Genomic DNA, 17,999 nt, shown 5'->3' on the forward strand with positions numbered 1-17,999 from the left:
CTCACGCCCCCCAGAACCAGGAACCGAGGACCAGCGCGAGCGTCAGCACGGTCATGCCGGCATAATCGAGTTTGCTCATCGTGCCTTCGAAGCGGCGCCCCGCCTCGATGTCTTCATAGATGCGGGCGCGGCGTCCCAGTTCGTTCTGCCAGGCGACATCGTTTTCCATGTTTCGTTCCCCTATCGCGTCGCGCCTTTGGCGTCTTTCCGCGAACACATGCGGCTCCATCAGCCGCCGGTCTCTTGACCGGGCCGCCCATGGGCGGCGACCCGAAATGTTTTCGCAAGCCGCCCCGGCGCTTACGGCAGCGTGATCCACACCGCCTTTGTCTCCATCAGGTAGTCGAGCTGTTCGGGGCCCAGGTCCTTGCCGAAGCCCGAGGCCTTGAAGCCGCCGAAGGGCATGGACGGGTCGATCGTGCTGTGCGCGTTGACGTAGACGGAGCCCGCATGCAGGCGCGGGATGAGCGTGTGCACGCGCGCGAGATCGTTCGAGTAGATCGCGGCGGCAAGGCCGAAGGGCGTGTCGTTCGCCAACGAAACCGCCTCATCCAGCGTCTCGAAGGGGCTCGTGACCAGCACCGGCCCGAAGATTTCCTCGCGCACGATGCTCATCTCCGGCCTGCAATGGGCAAAGATTGCCGGTTCGACGAAATGGCCCGGCCGGTCCGGACTGCCCCCGCCATGGATCAGCTCGGCGCCTTCACGACGGCCGGCTTCGATATAGTCGGACACGACCTTCTTCTGCTGTGCAGACACCATGGGACCGATGTAGCAATTGCGGTCGAGACCCGGCGCGAGCTTCAGCGTGCGGGTGACGGCGACCAGCTCATCGAGGAAAGCGTCATGCACCGACCGCTGCACATAGACGCGGGTGCCCGCATCGCAGACCTGGCCCGAGTTGAAGAATACGCCGTTCGCCACCGCGAGCGCAGCACTCTGCAGGTCGGCATCGTCGAGCACAAGCACCGGCGATTTGCCGCCGAGTTCCAGCGTAACGTGCTTGAGATTGCCGACAGCCGTGCGGCCAACTTCCTGCCCGACCGGGGTCGAGCCGGTGAAAGTGACCTTGTCGATGCCCGGATGGGTCGACATGGCCGCGCCGATGACACTGCCCTTGCCCGTGACGATGTTGACCACGCCATCGGGAATGCCCGCCTCCTGCACCAGTTCGGCAAAGCGCAGGGTGGAGAGCGAGGTCAGTTCCGCCGGTTTGACGATGACTGTGCAGCCGACCGCAAGGGCAGCCGCGAGTTTCCACGCCATGGTCTGCAGCGGAAAGTTCCACGGCACGATCGCGGCGACGACGCCAAGCGGCTGCTTGCGCGTATAGGCGAGATAATTGCCGGGAATGGAAGGCTCGACGGTGCGGCCATGCAGCTTTGTCGGCCAGCCGGCAAAATAGCGGAACGTATCTACCGTGCCCTGGATATCGATCTCCCGGGCAAAGGTCACGGATTTACCCATGTCGATGGCTTCGATCTCCGCCAGTTCGTCGGCATGCGTCTCGATGAGGTCGGCAAGGCGGTGCAGCAGGCGTTCGCGCTCGAGCGGCTTCAGGAGGCGCCAGGCGCCGCCGTCGAACTGGGCACGGGCGGCGCGGACGGCACGGTCGAGATCATCGGTGGTGCCGGAAGGAGCACGGGTGATCATGCCGCCGGTGGACGGTTCGAAAATGTCGAAGGTTGCGCCATTGCCGCTGTCGACCCAGGCGCCGCCGATAAACATCTTCTGGGGTTTGGCCAGAAACCGCCGCGTCGCATCGCTGACGCCATAATGATCCAGATAGTTGCGGACGCTTTCGTCCATGTCTTTTCCTCCTCGTCGGCAGCCTTTGGGCGTACCGGCCCTCCTCGGGTCTTCGATCAGCGTTTTTCAGCTCTTGCCTGCATGACGCGGCCGATGAGGTTCATGAGAACCTGCGCGGCCAGAATGGAGGTGCCACCGGTGTGGTCGTAGTCAGGGGCGACCTCCACCAGATCGATACCGACGATGGTCCCGCGCTTGGCGAGCGCGGCCAGGATCTCCAGCACCTCGTAGTAGATGAAGCCGCCATGGGACGGGGTTCCCGTGCCCGGCGCGATCGACGGATCGAAGCCGTCGATGTCGATGGTGACGTAATAGCGGGCGCCGGCCGGCACGCGTTCGACCACCGCATCTGTGCCCAGCGCCCGGATCTGGCGCACAGACAGAATGTCGGAGCCCATCTTGCGGGCGTCCTCGTAGCCTTCCCTGGCGGTGGAAGAGACATTGCGGATGCCGAGCTGCGACAGGCCGCTGACATAGGGCTTTTCCGCCGCTCGCCGCATCGGGTTGCCGTGGCCGTAGCGCACGCCATGACGCTCGTCGACGAAATCGAGATGGGCGTCGATCTGCACGATATGGATCGGACCGTTCTTTTCGCAGTCCTCGGCAAAGGCGTTGACGCAGGGGATGTTGATGGAATGGTCACCGCCCAGCACCACCGGCAACGCGCCGGCCTCCAAGATCTTGCGCACGCCGAACTCGATGTTGGCATGGCTCTTCATCGTATCTGTGTGGACGATGTCGGCATCGCCGATATCGACGATGGAGACCTCGCCGCTCGGAAGATAGGTGACGTCGTCCTCGTGGTCATAGGCGCCGCCATGACCAAAGGAGAAGAGGGTGGAGGCCTCGCGGATCGAGCGCGGCCCGAAGCGGGTGCCGGCGCGCCACTGGGTGCCGCAGTCGAAGGGGGCGCCGAGGATCGCCACGTCGGCGTCGATCGCGTCCCAGTCCGGTTGGTAGGGATATTTGCCGAAGGTGCAGATGCCGACAAACGGCAGGTTCAGACGTCCGGTTTCATAGGAATTGCTGGTCATGTCCCCTCCTCCAAAGGTGGGAGGGAGTGTGCCAAAGGCGGAAACATTTAAAAGTATCTATGATTACATGTTCACTTGTGCATTTATCAATGCATGATCAACAAGGTTCGGCACCGCGTCCTCAATCTCTCGCTTGGCGATGCCGAGCTCAGACTTTTGCGCGTCTTTGCCTCCGTCGTTCAGCACGGCGGCTTTTCCGCCGCGCAATCGGCACTTGGCATGACGCAGGCGACCATCTCCACCCATATGCGCCATCTGGAGGAACGGCTGGGCCTGCGCCTCTGCAGTCGTGGGCGCAGCGGCTTCGAACTCACCGACGAAGGACGGCTCGTCTATGATGCCACGCTCGAACTGTTCGGCTCGCTGGAAAAGTTTCAAAGCCGCATCGGCGAGGCGCAAGGGGAGCTGACAGGCAGCCTGAGCTTCGGCACCGTCGATGCGATGATCACCAATCGCGAACTAGACCTCCAGGGCGCGCTTGCCGCCTTCCACGCCAAGGCGCCGCGCGTGCATCTGGAAATCGACGTTGCCGCGCCACAGGTGCTGAACCAGGGCCTGTTGAACGGCTCCTATCAGATCGTGCTGATGCCGTCGGTCGGCAACGTTACTGCGCATTTCCGCAGCCAGGCGGTCTTTTCCGAAGTGCAGAAACTCTACTGCGCCGTGGGCCATCCGCTCTTTGCCCGGCCGGACGCGGAGCTGACCGACGGCGAACTCGAATCCCAATCCTTCGCCGGCCGTACCTACATGCTCAACGAAACGATCTGCGGCGTGAACTTCAACTGGGCAGCCGCGACACCGCACATGGAGGGAACGCTGCTGCTCCTCCTGTCCGGCGCCTATATCGGCTTCCTGCCCGATCACTATGCTGACGAATGGGTTCGCACCGGCCGCCTGCGGGTGCTCGCTCCCGAGCGCCTGACCTTCGAGGATATTTTCCACATCGCCTATCCGCGCAACAAGCCTTCGCGTGCTGCCGAAACGCTGGCGCAGACCATCACGGAAAGCAGGAGCAAGCCGCGCTGATGTCCGGAGCCCCGTGTTTCCGGATCCTGGAGCGTCGCACCCTTCTTTGAGCAAGCGCTGACAAAGCGGCTTGACACCGGGCGAAACCGCCCATAGTAAGTTGTAGGCCTAACCCTACAAGTGGATTTCATGCCTCATTTGCCTCATCATTCACCCGCAGCCCTACCGCTGATCGACCTGCCCGGCCCGGATGTGACCGTCCGTCGCCTGCGCCACCCCGGTCGCTGGATCAGCGGCGGCATCGTCCTTCTGCTGCTCGCCATCATCGTCCGAGCCTTCGCCGTCGGACAAATCCAGTGGACGGTGGTCGGACAATTCCTGACTGCCGGCGTGATCGTCACCGGCTTCGGCTGGACGCTGCTGATTTCGGCCTGTGCGCTGGCGCTCGGTGTCGCCCTTGGCTTCGCCTTCGGTATCATGCGGCTTTCGGAAAACCCGATCCTGCGCTTTGCCGCGTGGCTCTATGTCTGGATCTTCCGCGGCACGCCGGTGCTGCTGCAGCTGCTCATCTGGTTCAACATCGCGCTGGTCTTTCCGCGCCTCTATATTCCGGGCCTCGTCGACGAGCGCATGGTCGACGTTGTCACGCCGTTCGTGGCTGCCGTTCTCGGGCTCGGCGTCAATGAAGGCTCCTATCTCACCGAGGTGGTGCGCGGTGGCATCGGTTCCGTTGACCGCGGTCAGAAGGAAGCGGCCCACACGCTCGGCATGACGCCGGGCCAGACCATGCGACGCATCATCCTGCCTCAGACGGTGCGCCTGATCCTGCCGGTGCTCGGCAACAGCGCCATCGGCATGCTGAAATTCTCCTCGCTGGCCGCCACGATCGCCATGGGCGAAATGCTGAACGCCGCACAGCGCATCTACTTCATCAACGGTGCCGTGATCGAGCTCCTGTTCGTCTGCGCCGTCTGGTACCTGGCCGGAACCACCGTCCTTTCCATTGGCCAATATTATCTCGAACGTCACTTCGGCCGCGATGCCGCCACCGCAACCAGCGATCGCCGCGGGTTCTGGGCCTGGGCGCGGCGGCCGGCCGCAAGGGGGGAAGCATGAGCCTCGCAGTCAAGGCGGTGGGTATCCGCAAGAGTTTTGGCAGCCACGAGGTCCTGAAGGGCCTGGATCTGGAAGTCGCCTATGGCGAAGTGCTCTGCATTCTCGGTCCATCCGGCAGCGGCAAGAGCACGTTCCTGCGTTGCATCAACCACCTGGAAACGCCCAATGGCGGCTATGTCTGGGTCGATGGTGCGATCATGGGCTATGAGCTTAACCGCGGCGCGCTTCAGGAATTGCCGGTCAAGCGCTTGCGCGCCCAGCAGAGCCAGCTCGGCATGGTGTTCCAGCATTTCAATTTGTTCGCCCATCGGACGGTGCTCGGAAACGTCATCGAGGGACCGATGGTTGTGCGCGGTCTCAGCCGTGACGAGGCTGAAGCCCGTGCCATGGGCCTGCTCGAGCAGGTCGGCATGGCAGCGAAGGCGTCCGCTTACCCTTCGCAACTTTCCGGCGGCCAGAAGCAGCGCGTCGCGATTGCCAGAGCCCTGGCGATGGAACCGCGCGTCATGCTGTTCGACGAGCCGACCAGCGCCCTCGACCCGGAACTCGTCGGCGAGGTGCTGGAAGTGATGCGCAATCTGGCACGCGGCGGCACGACCATGATCGTAGTGACGCACGAGATCGGCTTTGCCCGCGAGGTCGCCGACCGCGTCGTGGTGATGATTGACGGCGAGATCCGCGAAATGGGTGCGCCCCAGCAAGTCCTGAGCGACCCCGGCGACCCGCGCGTGCGCAGTTTCCTCAGTCGTGTGCTGGCCTGATCAACAAAGTTCAAAAAAGGGAGAACGGAAATGAAACAACTGCTGCCGATGGTCTTGGGGCTCGCCTCTGCCACATTCATCAGTCTTGCATCTGGCGTGGCCGCCCATGCCGCCGACGAAAAGCTCGCGGCAGCCCTGCCCGAAGCGGTTCGCTCGGCTGGCAAGCTGAACTTCACCATCAGCCTCGCCTATCCGCCGATGGAGTACAGCGACGCCGGCTCGACCGATCTGAAGGGCTTCGACATCGATCTTGCCAAGGCGATCGCCGAGCGCCTTGGCCTGACGGCAGAATTCCAGAACGTCGAGTTCCCGCAGCTCATCCCGCAGGTCGTCACCGGCCGCTCGGATATGATCATCACCGCCTTTTCCGACAAGGTCGAGCGCCAGACCCAGCTCGACTTCATCGATTATTTCAAGACCGGCAACGTCTTCTACTCCAGCGTTGACCATCAGGGCGAGATCAAGACCGAGGCCGACCTCTGCGGCAAGACCGTCGCGGTGGCGACAGGCACGAGCTGGGTCACGTGGGCGGAGGAGCTTGGAAAGTCGATCTGCCCGGCCGACAAGCTGATCACCGTCATCCAGATCCCGACCCAGGCCGAACACATCATGCAGATCCGCCAGGGCCGTGCCCAAGCCTCGGTCATCGGCCTCGAGGGACTTCTCGACCTGATCAAGCAGGAGCCGGGCAAGTTCTACCAGATCGGCGACGTCGGAGAAATCAACCACTACGGCATCGCCTTCGCCAAGGCGAATGGCGAGTTGCGCGACGCGGTGCATGCAACGCTCAATGTGCTGAAGGCCGATGGCACTTATGCACAGATCCTCGACCGCCACGGCTTGAAAGAGGCTGGCGTCGAGGAGTTCAAGATAAACGGAGCCACGAAGTAACCACTTGCCGGAGCCTGCCTTGACCCATCCTTCCACGCCAGACGCAAACGCAACCACCGAAAGCCCGGATGACCGGCTGTCGCGCTTTCGCCTCGATTCCTTTTCGAGCGAGCAGCTCTATCGGCAGCTATACCGGGCCTTGCGTGCCGCCATTCTGAGCGGCGACTTTTCCGAGGGGGAAGCCATCCCCTCGGAGAACCAGCTGCGCGACCAGTTCGGCATTGCCCGGACCACGGTCCGCAATGCAATGGCGCTGCTGGTGTCGGAAGGATTGGTTCAGCAGGTGCGCGGCCGCGGCACCATCGTCTCGCACCGGCCGATCAGCCACAACATCTGGAACTTCGGAAGCTTCACCGAACTGGCCAGGCGTCAGGGCCAGCGCCCGGTGACACGGGTTCTGGAGCACCGGGTGGAAAACGGCGAACTCCTCCTGGTGCGTGCCCGAGGTCTGGCGAACGGCGAGACGATCAGTTGGCTGAATGTCGACACGTCGCAACTCGACCTTGCCCTCTACCCCGGCATCGATGCCTACGATTTCGGCGCGCAATCCCTCTATGAGGTGCTGCGCCGCGATTACGATCGCCATCCCCTTCGCTCGGAACTGCTGCTCACCGTCGTGCCGCCGTCCGATCGTCTTCGGGAGGTCTTTGCCCCGGCGCCTTCCGTGCCGGGCTATCTTTGCGCCAGCGGGGACGTGCTCGATGCCGACGACCAATTGGTTGAACGCACGTCGATCGTCTACTCGCCGGCCGTCCAGATGAAATTCGCAACGCGCTGGGGGCGCGATACCGCGCCCGCATGACAGCGGCGCGACCCAGGAGAACTGACATGAGCCGTTTTGGCGAGACTTTCACAACCCCGAAACCCATCCTCGGCATGCTGCACCTGACCGGCGACGGACCTGCCGCAAAATGCGCTCAGGCCGAAGAGGAGGCCCGCATCATGGCCGGCGAAGGTGTCGACGGGTTGGTGGTCGAAAACTACTTTGGCGATGCCGACGATGTCGAGCGCGTGCTCGAACGGCTTTGCACCCTCGATCTCGGCGCACGGATCGGCGTCAACGTGCTGCGCGACGATGCGCGCGCCTTTGCGCTTGCCAGACGCTTCCCCGTCTCCTTCATTCAGGTGGATTCCGTCGCCGGCCATCTGCCGCCGGAAAGCGATGCCTCGTTTGCGGCCGACCTTGCGGGACGGCGGGCCGGTGTGCCGGCGTTGCTGCTCGGTGGCGTACGGTTCAAGTATCAACCGGTTCTCTCCGGGCGATCCGAGGAAGACGACGTACGCCTGGGCGCGGCGCGCTGTGACGGCCTTGTGGTAACGTCGGATGCCACCGGCCAGCCGACGGACATGGACAAGGTCGCGCGCTTCCGCGCCGCAACCGGCGGAACCGTGCCGCTGCTCATCGGCGCTGGCCTGACCGAAGCGAACGCGGTCGAGCAGCTCGCGCATGCTGATGGCGCCGTTGTCGGAAGCTGGTTCAAGCACGATCACAAGGATACCGGCAGGGTCGAGGCCGGCCATGTCGCGCGGCTGATGCGCGTTGTGCGCACCGCACGGAGCGCAACATGAGCACCGACACCGTTTGGGCAAGCCCGGTGACAGCCGAGAACTTTGCCCGCTACGGCAAGGTCTATGACCTCATGGACGATCAGGACCGGCAGGTGATCTGGACGACAGGTGACGGATGGCGTGATGGGTTCACCCGTATCCCGCTGGTAGAAGGTTCGCCGCGCCTCGGCATCACGCGCGCGCCAGGAGCGCCCTGGTCTTGCACGGCCATGGAGCGGCATCTGCTGACCGAAGAGGCGATCTTCTGCGCAGGCGAAGCGATCGTTCTTGCGGTGGCACCGGCATCGTCCGCCAATGCCCCTGTTGCCGCTGAGATCGAGGCGTTCATCATCACACCGGGCAAGGCGGTGGTGATGAACCGGGGTGTCTGGCACGACGCCTGCCGGGGTGCCGCCGGCCCGACGCCCTATTACTGGATGGCGGTCTGCGGCCTGGGCGAGAGCCCATGGGTGCCGGTCGAGCGCGGATCGCGCCGGGTGCAGGTCATGCAAGGGGAGCTCGCATGACTGCCTTCTTCATCGGCGATGTCGCTCTCGACGAATACTACACGGCCGACCGCTGGCCCGGCCGGGCTGACAAGGGCATGGTTCGGGAACTGCCGGCAGAAATCGGCGGTTCCATTGCCAACGCCGCCGTCGTGCACGCGGCACTCGGAGGTGACACCCAGTTCATTTCCCTGCTCAACGACAGCCCGCTCTCGCGTCGCCTGATCGCCGACCTCGGGGAGAATGGCGTCGCCACCGATCATATGCTGATCGATCGGGCCGTCGCGGAATCGCGTAATCTCATCTTCCTCATCGATGGTGAACACGTGGTTTTGACAGTGGAGATGGGAGAACAGCCGATGTGGCTCTCGCCCGCAACGCTGGTGTCCCTGCGCCAGCCGGGCTTCCTCTACACCACCCTTTACCGCGTGCGCCGGCTCCATGCCGAGATCGACGGGGGCGTCCTCAAGCAGGCCGATCTGGTTGCCGATCTCAGGCGCCACGACCGCCGCGCAATCTTCGATCTCGATGTCGGCGGCTGCACGCCCGATGACCTGCCCTATCTCAAGGGCGCTGCCGTCGTCATCTTCAACCAGGTCGGCTTCCGCGCCGCCTTCGGCCATGATGACCTCTCGCGCATCGCTGAGTGGATACGGGAACACGAGATCGGTTGGGTGGTGCGCACTCTGGCCGCTGAAGGTGCGGAGGCACACGACGGCGAGACGCGCCTGCAGGCAGCCGGCTACCCGGTCGAGGTCGTCGACGTGACCGGCGCTGGGGATACGTTCGGCGGAGCATTGACCTGGTGTCTGGCCCAGGGCCAGCCCTTCGCCGAAGCGTTGGATTTTTCCATCGCCGCCGCCTCGCGCTCAGTCACGATCCATGGTCCGCGCGGCGGCAAGGCCGGCGCGGAAGCAATCCGCGCATGGCGTGAAGAAAAGCGCGCCCTCTAGCAGATCGGGACCGTCACACCGAGCGTCTTTGCGACCATGCCGGACGAAGGGAGCGGACGCTCGATCAGCTCCGGCAGCTTTGACGATGTGCGTCATCCGACGAGGTTTTTGCTGCATCATTTTCCGCACTGAAGCCCGGCCCCACCGCCCCCGGGATGCCATTCTCTGTAATCTGCAGATCTCGACAGACTTGGGCGCGCGTTCGACAAGATGGCCGCATAACCCGTGCGGCGCATGGCCAGGATGACTGCAAGTGCGATACAAGCAACGTCCAGCCAGCTGAAAGCACGCCTGTTAAATCAAGCAGGCTCGAAACGATCAAGGGCGGCTAGGCAGCGAGAAGAAAGCCACCGCTTAGCGCCAAGACGGAATGTTAGCGCCACCAGGCCGCACGATGTCGATTTTCCATGGGAAACTTCCACCGGCCATCGGTTGGTCTGCTATGGATAGCTGAAATGAAATTGGATTTGGACGATGTCATCCAGCGACGAGCAGAACAAAAATGCAGGCAGGGGATCAGGAACGTTCCAGGCGAGGGTAGTCCCTTCCGGCAATGCGACAGGTGTCGAGGTCCCCGACGCAGTGATGAAAATTCTCGGTCCCGAAGGTCGTCCGCCGGTGACTGTGACGATCAATGGCTTTAGTTGGCGCACGCGGGTGGCGGCCATGCGGGGACAGCGGCTGATAGGGATCAGCGCTGCCCATCGCGCCGCAGCAAGGATCAGCGAAGGCGATATCGTCGAGATCGATATCGAGCTCGACGAGGCGCCCAGGGAAGTGGCAGAACCCACCGAGCTCGCCGAGGCGCTCAATAACTCTCCGCAAGCCCGAATGGCTTTTGATCGCCTGCCTTTTGGGCTTCGGCAAAAGCACGTCAACGCCATCAACGAGGCCAAGACCGCAGAAGTCCGGGAACGCCGCATTCTCAAACTTGTCGACAATCTGAAATAAGCGCGTGCGATGATCGCATGGTCAATCGCGGCCATTGTGACTGTGATCGGTGCGAGGCGCATCGACCTCTTCCCCCTCGGGCCCGCTCCGCCTTTGGCTTCGAACGAGCCTGGTCCGGACGCAAGCGCCCTAGATCGGAAGCAACCGGTTCGTCCGTTCGAGGAATGCGATCTGCTCCCGGAACTGCAGCCTGAGTTTCTTCAGCGTGTGCAGACGAAACCGATCCGGCGCTGGCCGCGCCCGCTCCTCGACAATGCGCGCCTCGACGATCGCCTTGCGGTTGCGGAGAGATTTCAGAAACTGATCCATTGCAAAAGCCCTTGTTTGACCTCGCGACACTGGACGAGATCACTCGATAGCTCCAATTCATTGTTGAAATCACGGCGATAGTGTTTATCAATGACGCATGTCTTATCGACCGACCCTGCGCCAGCTCGAATACATTGCGGCCCTCGACGAGCTGCGGCACTTTGGCAAAGCCGCCAAGCGCTGCCACGTTTCCCAGCCCACCCTGTCGGTCCAGATTGGGCTCGTTGAAAAATCCCTCGGGGTAACGCTGTTCGAACGCACCTCGACAAGCGTGGTCACAACCCCGGCGGGCCAGGACGTCGCGCGAAGCGCTCGCATGGCGCTCGCGACGGTCGATGATCTTGTCGAAGGTGCATTGAAGGACACTCAAAGTCTTGGCGGCCTGGTTCGAATGGCCACGGCGCCGACGTTTGGTCCCTACTTTCTTCCAGGGTTCCTGCCAGGGATTCATCGGAAGTTCCCAGCCCTGAAGATCTATATCCGGGAGGATCGGCCGGCATGGATCGAAGCGGCAGTCGCCGAAGGCACGGTCGATTGCGGCCTGGGGCCGGCCCCGGAACGTTCGGGCCTGAGGTTCCGGCGCATAGGGGACGAGAAGATCTTTCTCGGTGTTCCCGCCGAGCACCGGCTGGCGTCACAGACGACCGTCAAGACAAGAGCGCTGCGGGGAGAGACGCTTCTGGCGCTTGGAAGTGGTCACCGGCTGCTTGAGAATGTGCGCCATCTCGCGGCGGCTGCCGATGCCCGCGTCATCGATGATTACGAAGGTACGAGTCTCGATTCCATCCGGCAGATGGTCTCCATCGGCATGGGCTGCTCGCTGTTTCCGGAGCTTTATGCGCGTGCCGAGTTTCGCAAGGACGACGATGTCAGGCTGATTGAGATCGAGGACTGGGCGGCCCGTCGCGAAGTCGGCTTTTACTGGCGCGAGAACAGCGGGCGACAGCGCCACTATGAGATCCTCGCGCGCGAAGCGGATGCAGTCGCCCGCGAGAAGGGCATTGCCTGATTGGTGCGCGACCTGCGCCTGGCGTGTCCATCAGGCCTCCTGGTTGCGGCATCTTAGAGGGCAAGAATACTGGCTATCGAGATGTAAAGTGGCACTCCAACCAGCAAATTGAGTGGGAACGTAACGCCGAGTGCCATGGTCAGGTAGATCTCGGGCCTCGCATCTGGCGCTGCCATTCGCATCGCGGCGGGTGCCGCGATATAGGAGGCGCTGGCCGCAAGGGACATCAACAATGCCGCGTTGCCATGCGACAGACCAAGAGCCAATGCCGACAGGAACGCGAGAGCAGCAGACAGCGCCGGCATCCAGGCTGCAAACAACATGAGCGGCCAACTGAGGGAGCGCCAACCGGTGCGCAGTCCCTGCCCTGCCACAGCCCCCAGGTCGAGGAGGAAGAGGCAAAGAACACCCCTGAATGGATCCACCAGGAACCCGGAGACGTCCGAGAGGCCATTCTTGCCTGTCACCGCGCCAATGGCAAAGGCGCCGACCAGGACAATGATCGTCACATTGAAGAAGACTTCTCGTATGACGGACTGTTTGGCCAATTGACCGTCGGAGCGGGTTTCCGATCCGGCCTTTCGCAAGAGATAGACGGCACTGATGATGGCGGGCGCTTCCATGGCGGCAGCCACCGCAGCCATCGTGGCGCTGAATTCGAGGCCCAATCGGATCAAGGCATCGGTCGCGGCCGTGAAGGTGACGATCGAAATCGACCCGTAGTGCGCGGCGATCGCCGCGCGCTCGGTTGCCGGCAGGGGCGAAACGTATCCGAGAAAGCGAAAAGCGGCAAACGGCGTCGCCCCCGACAGAACCACTCCGACGAACAGGCACAGAAGCACCTCGCTCGACAGTACACCCATGCTGACCGCGGCCCCTCCTTTGAAACCGATCGCCAGCATCAGGTAGATCGCGATCATCTTTGAAACGCCGCTTGGCAAGGCGATCGACGCGCCCAGAAGCGAGGCACCGAAACCGAGACAAAAGAACAGTACGGGTGCCGAGAGAAGGTTCTGCTCGACGATGGATAGATACAGATTCATGTGATGCCGTCAGATTGGGGTTCTCAAAAAAAGAAGCGGCACGATCCCAGTCGCGCCGCTCCAAACCTGCGAAGGTACGGCTCCTTGCAGTCGTTTACTTCCGTGGGACGCGTTCGTTTCCGCCCCTTCGGTCGGAGCAATTGCCACGCCGTCAGGCATAGGGCAAATTCATAGTCTCTATAGCCGCAATAGATTGCGGCTATCGATGAAGGCTTGACGATGGCGACGTTCGTCCCGGCTGCACGAGTGCCAGTCGTTCGACGCGCGCCTTGAACGCGGCCAAAGACAGATTGCGGCAATCCTCGATATCAGTAGACACGGTGCATTCGATCGGCCCGCGGCTGCTTAAAGCTGAGCGAAGCGGTCCACGAAAGCTGGGGCGTATCAGACAGTCGGTTGTCTGTGATCTTCTTCATCGACCAGCCCTGGACATGGAAGGCCCGCCGGACACAGGCAATCGTATTACGCCCGCCAGAGGGGCCAACGTGCCATGCTTAAACACAGCGACGGCTAGCTTTCGCTACCGCTGAGCGATCTTTTTACACTGCTCAGCCGACTTGAAGTGCAATTGCTGATGTCACTGCGCACCTCATCGATTAGAGCCTGACGTAGCCGCCAAGCCGAACGCTTCGATGGGGCGACCTCCTCGATAGATCGTCTGCTGCGAGATGAAGGCAATTCGAAAGTGTAACGGTCACGCGCAACACCACCAAGCTCGACCCAGAATTGGTCGTAATCCGCCATCCATCTTCTTCCGCTCCGGACGTCGAAACTGACGTGACCGACGTTAGAAACCGCCATGATGCTCTTGGCAGCGAAAGATACTTTCAGTTGGTATAGTGCATGGATCAACAGGTCTTTCGGTCTCAGTCCGAAAAGATCGCGCGTCACTTGGATTGTAAACGGTTTGCCGTACTTCTTGGGGCAGCCCTGCAGTCCTCCCACCCATAGGAAGACTGGGCCTGCCTCCACAATCGTTCCGATAGTGAAGCTGAGCGTGGCAACGGTGATTCCGCCGTCCACCGTAAGCAATCGACAACTCAACTCACCTTCTTTGGCAAGCCACCTGGAACTCCGCTCCAGCCTGAGCTCATATCGAGTACCGGTTCGCCCGACGAGTGTCGAAAGGATGAGCCCACCGTCCGTCAGCAACGCTCGGACATCTTCGGGTCCGAGCGTGTCGAGGAGGACGTCGTAGTGAGAGGCAAGCAGTCGAGAACGTTGCGCAGGTCGGAGCCGGTTTAGCAAAAATCTGCGTGCAGGCTTGGCCACCAAATCGAACGGTATAGTCTCGACGAGAGATTGCTCGCTGATCACATGGAGCTTTTCAAGCCAGCGTAGCGTACTCACTGGCGATCGGAGTATGCCCAACCACAGACGACGCTTCTCTCTGGGAGTGGATGGGCCTAAACGGCCAAAGCATGACCATCCCAACGACACTGTGGTGCGCGGATGGACCGGACCAAGGAAACGCGTCGTCTCTGAGGTCTTCCCCAATGCACTTTTCTGGCCTCGCTCACGGTTGAGCACATGATGATCCTTACAAGAACGGATGCGCTGAGGTTGTAGGCAGAACGGTCAAGGACGTGTCGGCATAGCGTGGAGAATTGACAAAGGATTGAGGGCGTTAAGCTGCACACAGAGGCATTCGGAGCCTCATGCGGCCCGCCGGTAGAGCATGCCCATTTTGATCGGGATCATTTCCTGGGGTTGCCGAGCAATTGTCGCGTTCCTGCCGCTTCCGAAACCGCTCCCCCCCCCGAAATTTGCAGGCAAGCCGTTTTTTAAGAAAGGCCGACCGCTCTGCAGCCGCCACGGATGGGCATGGAAACCATCCTTGCGCCTGCAACTGATCATGATTGCCGACTTCGACGATGCGCCCTTCCGACATGCCGGTAACCGCGGGGCGGACGACAGGCTCGATCGCCGATGCCTTCAACATCTGCATGCCGAGGACGGATTCGACCAGGATCTGCTGGTTCTACATTCACCGCATCACCAATGCAGATCGTCCCAAGCGGGACCGCAAAGCAGATCATCGACCAGCGTTGGCCGGCCGGCGCGCAAAGCGTAATAGTCATGAGCGGACCTTGCGACGGGCCGTCCGCTCGCTGCGCAGCGTCACAATCTGTGGCCCTTCATGGCGCCCTCTGCACTTCCTTCGAGGATCGGTTCTGGGCGTCCCGCAGCTGCCATTCCACAAATTCGTTCCAGGTTATTACCCCGTTGACAGCAGGGAAAACCACTTCTACGGTATAGCTGTATACAGGTATAGCTGTATACAGGTATAGCTGTCTATGCCTTGTTAAGGAGGGGAAACATCATGCTTCGGTCTTATCTCGCGGCAGCGCTCGCCTGCGCCGCCGGCCTTGCCCTTACGTCCCATGCTCAGGCTGGTCCGGTTTTCGATGAGGTGGTCTCGTGCGGCAAGCTCGTCTGCCTGGTCAGCCCCAGTGCGCCGGGCTTTTCCGTGCCTGACAGCTCCGGTGTCTTCCAAGGCTTCAATGCCGACTTTTGCCGCATGGCGGCCGCTGCCATCCTCGGTGATGCGAGCAAGGCGGATATTCGCGGCATCGGATTTTCCGACTCGCTGAAGAGCCTGGTCTCCCGGCAAGCGCACATTGCCTCTCGCTCGGTCACGGAAACTGGGACACGCTCGGCCGATCCTGGCCTCGCCTTCGTCGCGACCACATTCTATGACGGCCAAGGCTTCATGGTGCCGAAGGCGCTGGGCGTGAAATCCGCCACGGAATTGAAGGGTGCGACGATCTGCGCCGAGGACGGCTCGACGACGCTGCTCAACATCGCCGACTGGTTCGCCGCCCATGGCTTCGAGTACAAGGTCGAGAACATTGCTGACAAGACGGCGCGCCTGCAGGCCTTCTTCGCCGGCAAGTGCGACGCCTACGCCTCCGACATGACGGCACTCGCCGCCGACCGCCGCCTTGCCAAAAATCCCGACGACTACGAGCTCCTGCCCGAAATCATCTCCGCCGAGCCGCTGACGCTGGTGGCCCAGCCGGACGAAACACTGGAAAAGGCCATGCGCTGGGCTTTCCAGATCATGTTGAATGCCGACGAGCTCGGCATCAATTCGACCAATGTCGATGCCGCCATCGCCGATCTCGACAAGCAGCCGAAGGCGGTGCAGCGTCTCTTCGCCAAGGATGGCGCGACCGCGGACATGGCCGCCAAGATGAAGCTGCCAGCCGACTGGGCCTACCAGGTTATCAAGCAGGTCGGCTCCTACGGAGAAGTGTTCGACCGCCATCTCGGCCCGGAGACGCCCTTCAAGCTGAAGCGCGAAGGCAGCCAGAACGCATCGGCCAGCAAAGGTGGCTTGATGTACGCCTATCCGATACGGTGAAGCGAGCGGCAAGAACGAGGAACGGCGGCGTGGCGGATATCGACGATCCCATATTCATCCGCGCCATCGTCGACTGCCCCGGCGGCGGACGCCTCGTGACCCTCGGCGCGCCGGGCGTCACGATCGATCATCGCGGCGAGATCTGGATCGATCCGGACGGCATCGACGAGACACTCCAGGCGCTCGTCGCCTGCGGGACCGCTCTTTTCCTCTTCCTGGCGCGCGACGGCGACTGCCCGTCCGGCTTCCGCCTCCTGCTGCGCGAACGCGTGAAGCAGACGGGCATGGCCTTTGCCGCCCTGCCGATCGACGATTTTTCCGCGCCCGGCGCGGCGTGGATGCGGGCCTGGCAACGGCTGGAAGGACAGGTTTCGGCGCTGCTTGCGCAGGACAGGGCCGTTGCGCTCTGCTGCAGCTACGGCGCAGGGCGCAGCGGCATGGTCGCCGCTCATATTCTCAATGGACAGGGCCTTTCGGTCGAGGAGGCCCTGTCGACGGTGCGCCAAAGCTTTCCGGAATCGGTCGAAAGCCCGCCTCAGGAAAACTGGCTGCATATCCGGAATAACAATTGCGCGCTGGCGCACCAAAGCAATGGAGAGGGGAAAGCGTGAGCTTGCCGCAAACATCGAGATCCGGTCCACCCCGTTCGGAGGAAATGCTGCAGGAGCTGCGCTTCCGCATCTGCATGACCCGTCCCGACACGCCGATGATGCTGCACGAGGGCAAGCTGGCGCAGGAATTCGGCGTCAGCCGCACGCCAATCCGCCAGGTTCTGCAGCGGCTCTCCTTCGAGCATCTCCTGGAAACCCGCTCGGGCGTCGGCACGATGGTTAGCGCGCTTGATCCCGCCAAACGCGACCTGCATTTCTCCATGCTGTCGGACATGCTGCGGCTTTGCACGCGCTGCTGCGCCCCGGCCTTTGCAATGCCTTCCCGCATCCAGCTCGCCACGATTGCCGAACTTGCCGCCAATCCCGGTGATGCTCCCCTCGAGAGCTACTTCACCATCCGTGCCCTATTCCTCGATCTCGTCTCCGGCCTGGTACTAGATCCGATCGCCGCCGAGGCACACGCCGCCTTGCATTGGCGGGTCATCCGCTGGCGCATCCAGGTTGCGCATGCGGATATCCAAGCCGCCTTTTCGGCGTTGCGCACGACCGTCGCAGCGGTTGCGACCGCGCAGACGCCGGCCGCCCTTTTCGCCGAGCTCGCAGCGGAAACCGCATGACCGAAGCAGCGTTCCTTCGCCCTCTCCGGCTGCCATCCGGCACTGCCGGCACGCTCTGGCTCGGCCCGATGCCCGGCCGGCTGCGCCCGTTTGACGACGACCTCGCCGATCTGCACGCGCAAAAAATCACCCGTATCGTCAGCCTCACTCCACTCGCAGAAATCGAGGAGAAGGCGCCCGGCTATGCCGCCGCCCTCGCCGGGGAGATCGACATTCCCGTCGCCCGCTTCCCGATCACCGATTTCGGCGTCCCCGCGGACGAGGCCGGGCTCTTCGCCATCGCCGGCGACACGGCGCGGGCGCTTGCCGCCGGCGGCCGGGTCTTCGTGCATTGCGCGGCCGGCATCGGCCGCACCGGCACCTTCGCCATCTGCATCCTTCGCGCACTCGGCCTCGATACCGCGGAGGCCACCGCACTTGTCGCCAGCTGCGGCTCCGGGCCGGAGACCGAAGCGCAGAAGGCACTGGTTACCCGTTTCGCCCTACCTGCCGAAACCAACTCCTGAGC

General features: G+C 62.4%; 20 protein-coding genes and 1 pseudogene. 14 read left to right on the top strand and 7 right to left on the bottom strand.

Annotated features, from left to right (window positions below; translation table 11 throughout):
• Window position 1: 1 nt before the first annotated feature.
• The 3 genes from LPJGGPFB_RS23325 to speB form a co-directional block, all read right to left on the bottom strand.
• Window positions 2-169, bottom strand: a complete 168-nt coding sequence (locus LPJGGPFB_RS23325) for a hypothetical protein (protein ID WP_173422363.1) — start codon at window positions 167-169, stop codon at window positions 2-4.
• Window positions 170-300: 131 nt separating this feature from the next.
• Window positions 301-1,809 (bottom strand): aldehyde dehydrogenase family protein, encoded by a 1,509-nt coding sequence (locus LPJGGPFB_RS23330; protein ID WP_173422364.1) that lies wholly within the window; start codon window positions 1,807-1,809, stop codon window positions 301-303.
• 56 nt (window positions 1,810-1,865) lie between these two features.
• A complete protein-coding gene (gene speB, locus LPJGGPFB_RS23335) occupies window positions 1,866-2,843 on the bottom strand; it encodes an agmatinase (protein ID WP_173422365.1) in 978 nt (325 codons plus the stop codon).
• A 93-nt stretch (window positions 2,844-2,936) separates the two neighbouring features.
• Here speB and LPJGGPFB_RS23340 point away from each other — a divergent pair, with 93 nt between their 5' ends.
• From LPJGGPFB_RS23340 to LPJGGPFB_RS23380, 9 genes are all read left to right on the top strand, one after another.
• A complete protein-coding gene (locus tag LPJGGPFB_RS23340; protein ID WP_173422366.1) occupies window positions 2,937-3,869 on the top strand; it encodes a LysR family transcriptional regulator in 933 nt (310 codons plus the stop codon).
• 129 nt (window positions 3,870-3,998) lie between these two features.
• On the top strand, window positions 3,999-4,925 hold the full coding sequence (locus tag LPJGGPFB_RS23345) for an amino acid ABC transporter permease (RefSeq protein ID WP_173422367.1): 927 nt from the start codon (window positions 3,999-4,001) through the stop codon (window positions 4,923-4,925).
• Window positions 4,922-5,686 (top strand): amino acid ABC transporter ATP-binding protein, encoded by a 765-nt coding sequence (locus LPJGGPFB_RS23350; protein ID WP_173422368.1) that lies wholly within the window; start codon window positions 4,922-4,924, stop codon window positions 5,684-5,686. The genes LPJGGPFB_RS23345 and LPJGGPFB_RS23350 overlap by 4 nt, the downstream gene beginning before the upstream one ends.
• Before the next feature lie 30 nt (window positions 5,687-5,716).
• Window positions 5,717-6,577 (top strand): ABC transporter substrate-binding protein, encoded by an 861-nt coding sequence (locus tag LPJGGPFB_RS23355; RefSeq protein ID WP_173422369.1) that lies wholly within the window; start codon window positions 5,717-5,719, stop codon window positions 6,575-6,577.
• A 19-nt stretch (window positions 6,578-6,596) separates the two neighbouring features.
• Complete coding sequence (locus LPJGGPFB_RS23360; protein WP_173422370.1) at window positions 6,597-7,379, top strand: GntR family transcriptional regulator; 783 nt, start codon at window positions 6,597-6,599, stop codon at window positions 7,377-7,379.
• Window positions 7,380-7,405: 26 nt separating this feature from the next.
• Window positions 7,406-8,146, top strand: a complete 741-nt coding sequence (locus tag LPJGGPFB_RS23365) for a BtpA/SgcQ family protein (RefSeq protein WP_173422371.1) — start codon at window positions 7,406-7,408, stop codon at window positions 8,144-8,146.
• Window positions 8,143-8,652, top strand: a complete 510-nt coding sequence (locus LPJGGPFB_RS23370; protein ID WP_173422372.1) for an ureidoglycolate lyase — start codon at window positions 8,143-8,145, stop codon at window positions 8,650-8,652. Before LPJGGPFB_RS23365 ends, LPJGGPFB_RS23370 begins: the two co-directional genes overlap by 4 nt.
• Window positions 8,649-9,584: a carbohydrate kinase family protein gene (locus LPJGGPFB_RS23375; RefSeq protein ID WP_173422373.1), complete on the top strand. Its 936-nt coding sequence runs from the start codon at window positions 8,649-8,651 to the stop codon at window positions 9,582-9,584. Before LPJGGPFB_RS23370 ends, LPJGGPFB_RS23375 begins: the two co-directional genes overlap by 4 nt.
• A 474-nt stretch (window positions 9,585-10,058) precedes the next feature.
• Window positions 10,059-10,535 carry a YdeI/OmpD-associated family protein gene (locus LPJGGPFB_RS23380; protein WP_173422374.1) on the top strand — a complete coding sequence of 159 codons (477 nt, stop codon included), beginning with the start codon at window positions 10,059-10,061 and terminating at the stop codon, window positions 10,533-10,535.
• Window positions 10,536-10,664: 129 nt separating this feature from the next.
• Here LPJGGPFB_RS23380 and LPJGGPFB_RS23385 read toward each other — a convergent pair whose 3' ends face one another.
• Window positions 10,665-10,844: a DUF465 domain-containing protein gene (locus tag LPJGGPFB_RS23385; protein WP_173422375.1), complete on the bottom strand. Its 180-nt coding sequence runs from the start codon at window positions 10,842-10,844 to the stop codon at window positions 10,665-10,667.
• 97 nt (window positions 10,845-10,941) lie between these two features.
• Between LPJGGPFB_RS23385 and LPJGGPFB_RS23390 the strand changes: the two genes are divergently transcribed.
• The gene (locus tag LPJGGPFB_RS23390; protein ID WP_173422376.1) at window positions 10,942-11,853 is read left to right on the top strand and encodes a hydrogen peroxide-inducible genes activator; all 912 of its coding nucleotides are present in this window, start codon (window positions 10,942-10,944) and stop codon (window positions 11,851-11,853) included.
• 53 nt (window positions 11,854-11,906) lie between these two features.
• On the opposite strand, the gene LPJGGPFB_RS23395 is transcribed toward LPJGGPFB_RS23390, so the two are convergent.
• The 3 genes and pseudogenes from LPJGGPFB_RS23395 to LPJGGPFB_RS33170 form a co-directional block, all read right to left on the bottom strand.
• Window positions 11,907-12,896, bottom strand: coding sequence for a sodium-dependent bicarbonate transport family permease (locus LPJGGPFB_RS23395; protein WP_173422377.1), 990 nt, complete (start codon window positions 12,894-12,896; stop codon window positions 11,907-11,909).
• 510 nt (window positions 12,897-13,406) lie between these two features.
• Window positions 13,407-14,426, bottom strand: a complete 1,020-nt coding sequence (locus tag LPJGGPFB_RS23400; protein WP_345791062.1) for a DUF535 family protein — start codon at window positions 14,424-14,426, stop codon at window positions 13,407-13,409.
• 465 nt (window positions 14,427-14,891) lie between these two features.
• Window positions 14,892-15,097: pseudogene (locus tag LPJGGPFB_RS33170) on the bottom strand (type II toxin-antitoxin system prevent-host-death family antitoxin).
• Between the two features lie 122 nt (window positions 15,098-15,219).
• Here LPJGGPFB_RS33170 and LPJGGPFB_RS23405 point away from each other — a divergent pair.
• From LPJGGPFB_RS23405 to LPJGGPFB_RS23420, 4 genes are read left to right on the top strand one after another with little or no spacing between them, the layout of a single operon-like run.
• Window positions 15,220-16,263, top strand: a complete 1,044-nt coding sequence (locus LPJGGPFB_RS23405; protein ID WP_173422379.1) for a transporter substrate-binding domain-containing protein — start codon at window positions 15,220-15,222, stop codon at window positions 16,261-16,263.
• A 29-nt stretch (window positions 16,264-16,292) separates the two neighbouring features.
• On the top strand, window positions 16,293-16,874 hold the full coding sequence (locus tag LPJGGPFB_RS23410) for a protein-tyrosine phosphatase family protein (RefSeq protein ID WP_173422380.1): 582 nt from the start codon (window positions 16,293-16,295) through the stop codon (window positions 16,872-16,874).
• Window positions 16,871-17,491 (top strand): GntR family transcriptional regulator, encoded by a 621-nt coding sequence (locus LPJGGPFB_RS23415; protein WP_173422381.1) that lies wholly within the window; start codon window positions 16,871-16,873, stop codon window positions 17,489-17,491. Before LPJGGPFB_RS23410 ends, LPJGGPFB_RS23415 begins: the two co-directional genes overlap by 4 nt.
• Entirely contained in the window at window positions 17,488-17,997 is a 510-nt protein-coding gene (locus LPJGGPFB_RS23420) for a protein-tyrosine phosphatase family protein (RefSeq protein WP_210264587.1), read from the top strand. The genes LPJGGPFB_RS23415 and LPJGGPFB_RS23420 overlap by 4 nt, the downstream gene beginning before the upstream one ends.
• The last annotated feature ends 2 nt before the right edge of the window (window positions 17,998-17,999 follow it).

It is taken from the genome of Ensifer adhaerens, from assembly GCF_013283195.1.
GTDB lineage: Bacteria > Pseudomonadota > Alphaproteobacteria > Rhizobiales > Rhizobiaceae > Ensifer > Ensifer adhaerens_G.

Bases quoted from the DNA above. Each gene is read 5' to 3' on its own strand.
- LPJGGPFB_RS23325 (WP_173422363.1), bottom strand. From the start codon at position 169: ATGGAAAACGATGTCGCCTGGCAGAACGAACTGGGACGCCGCGCCCGC.
- LPJGGPFB_RS23330 (WP_173422364.1), bottom strand. From the start codon at position 1,809: ATGGACGAAAGCGTCCGCAACTATCTGGATCATTATGGCGTCAGCGAT.
- speB (WP_173422365.1), bottom strand. From the start codon at position 2,843: ATGACCAGCAATTCCTATGAAACCGGACGTCTGAACCTGCCGTTTGTC.
- LPJGGPFB_RS23340 (WP_173422366.1), top strand. From the start codon at position 2,937: ATGATCAACAAGGTTCGGCACCGCGTCCTCAATCTCTCGCTTGGCGAT.
- LPJGGPFB_RS23345 (WP_173422367.1), top strand. From the start codon at position 3,999: ATGCCTCATTTGCCTCATCATTCACCCGCAGCCCTACCGCTGATCGAC.
- LPJGGPFB_RS23350 (WP_173422368.1), top strand. From the start codon at position 4,922: ATGAGCCTCGCAGTCAAGGCGGTGGGTATCCGCAAGAGTTTTGGCAGC.
- LPJGGPFB_RS23355 (WP_173422369.1), top strand. From the start codon at position 5,717: ATGAAACAACTGCTGCCGATGGTCTTGGGGCTCGCCTCTGCCACATTC.
- LPJGGPFB_RS23365 (WP_173422371.1), top strand. From the start codon at position 7,406: ATGAGCCGTTTTGGCGAGACTTTCACAACCCCGAAACCCATCCTCGGC.
- LPJGGPFB_RS23370 (WP_173422372.1), top strand. From the start codon at position 8,143: ATGAGCACCGACACCGTTTGGGCAAGCCCGGTGACAGCCGAGAACTTT.
- LPJGGPFB_RS23375 (WP_173422373.1), top strand. From the start codon at position 8,649: ATGACTGCCTTCTTCATCGGCGATGTCGCTCTCGACGAATACTACACG.
- LPJGGPFB_RS23380 (WP_173422374.1), top strand. From the start codon at position 10,059: ATGTCATCCAGCGACGAGCAGAACAAAAATGCAGGCAGGGGATCAGGA.
- LPJGGPFB_RS23385 (WP_173422375.1), bottom strand. From the start codon at position 10,844: ATGGATCAGTTTCTGAAATCTCTCCGCAACCGCAAGGCGATCGTCGAG.
- LPJGGPFB_RS23390 (WP_173422376.1), top strand. From the start codon at position 10,942: ATGTCTTATCGACCGACCCTGCGCCAGCTCGAATACATTGCGGCCCTC.
- LPJGGPFB_RS23395 (WP_173422377.1), bottom strand. From the start codon at position 12,896: ATGAATCTGTATCTATCCATCGTCGAGCAGAACCTTCTCTCGGCACCC.
- LPJGGPFB_RS23405 (WP_173422379.1), top strand. From the start codon at position 15,220: ATGCTTCGGTCTTATCTCGCGGCAGCGCTCGCCTGCGCCGCCGGCCTT.
- LPJGGPFB_RS23420 (WP_210264587.1), top strand. From the start codon at position 17,488: ATGACCGAAGCAGCGTTCCTTCGCCCTCTCCGGCTGCCATCCGGCACT.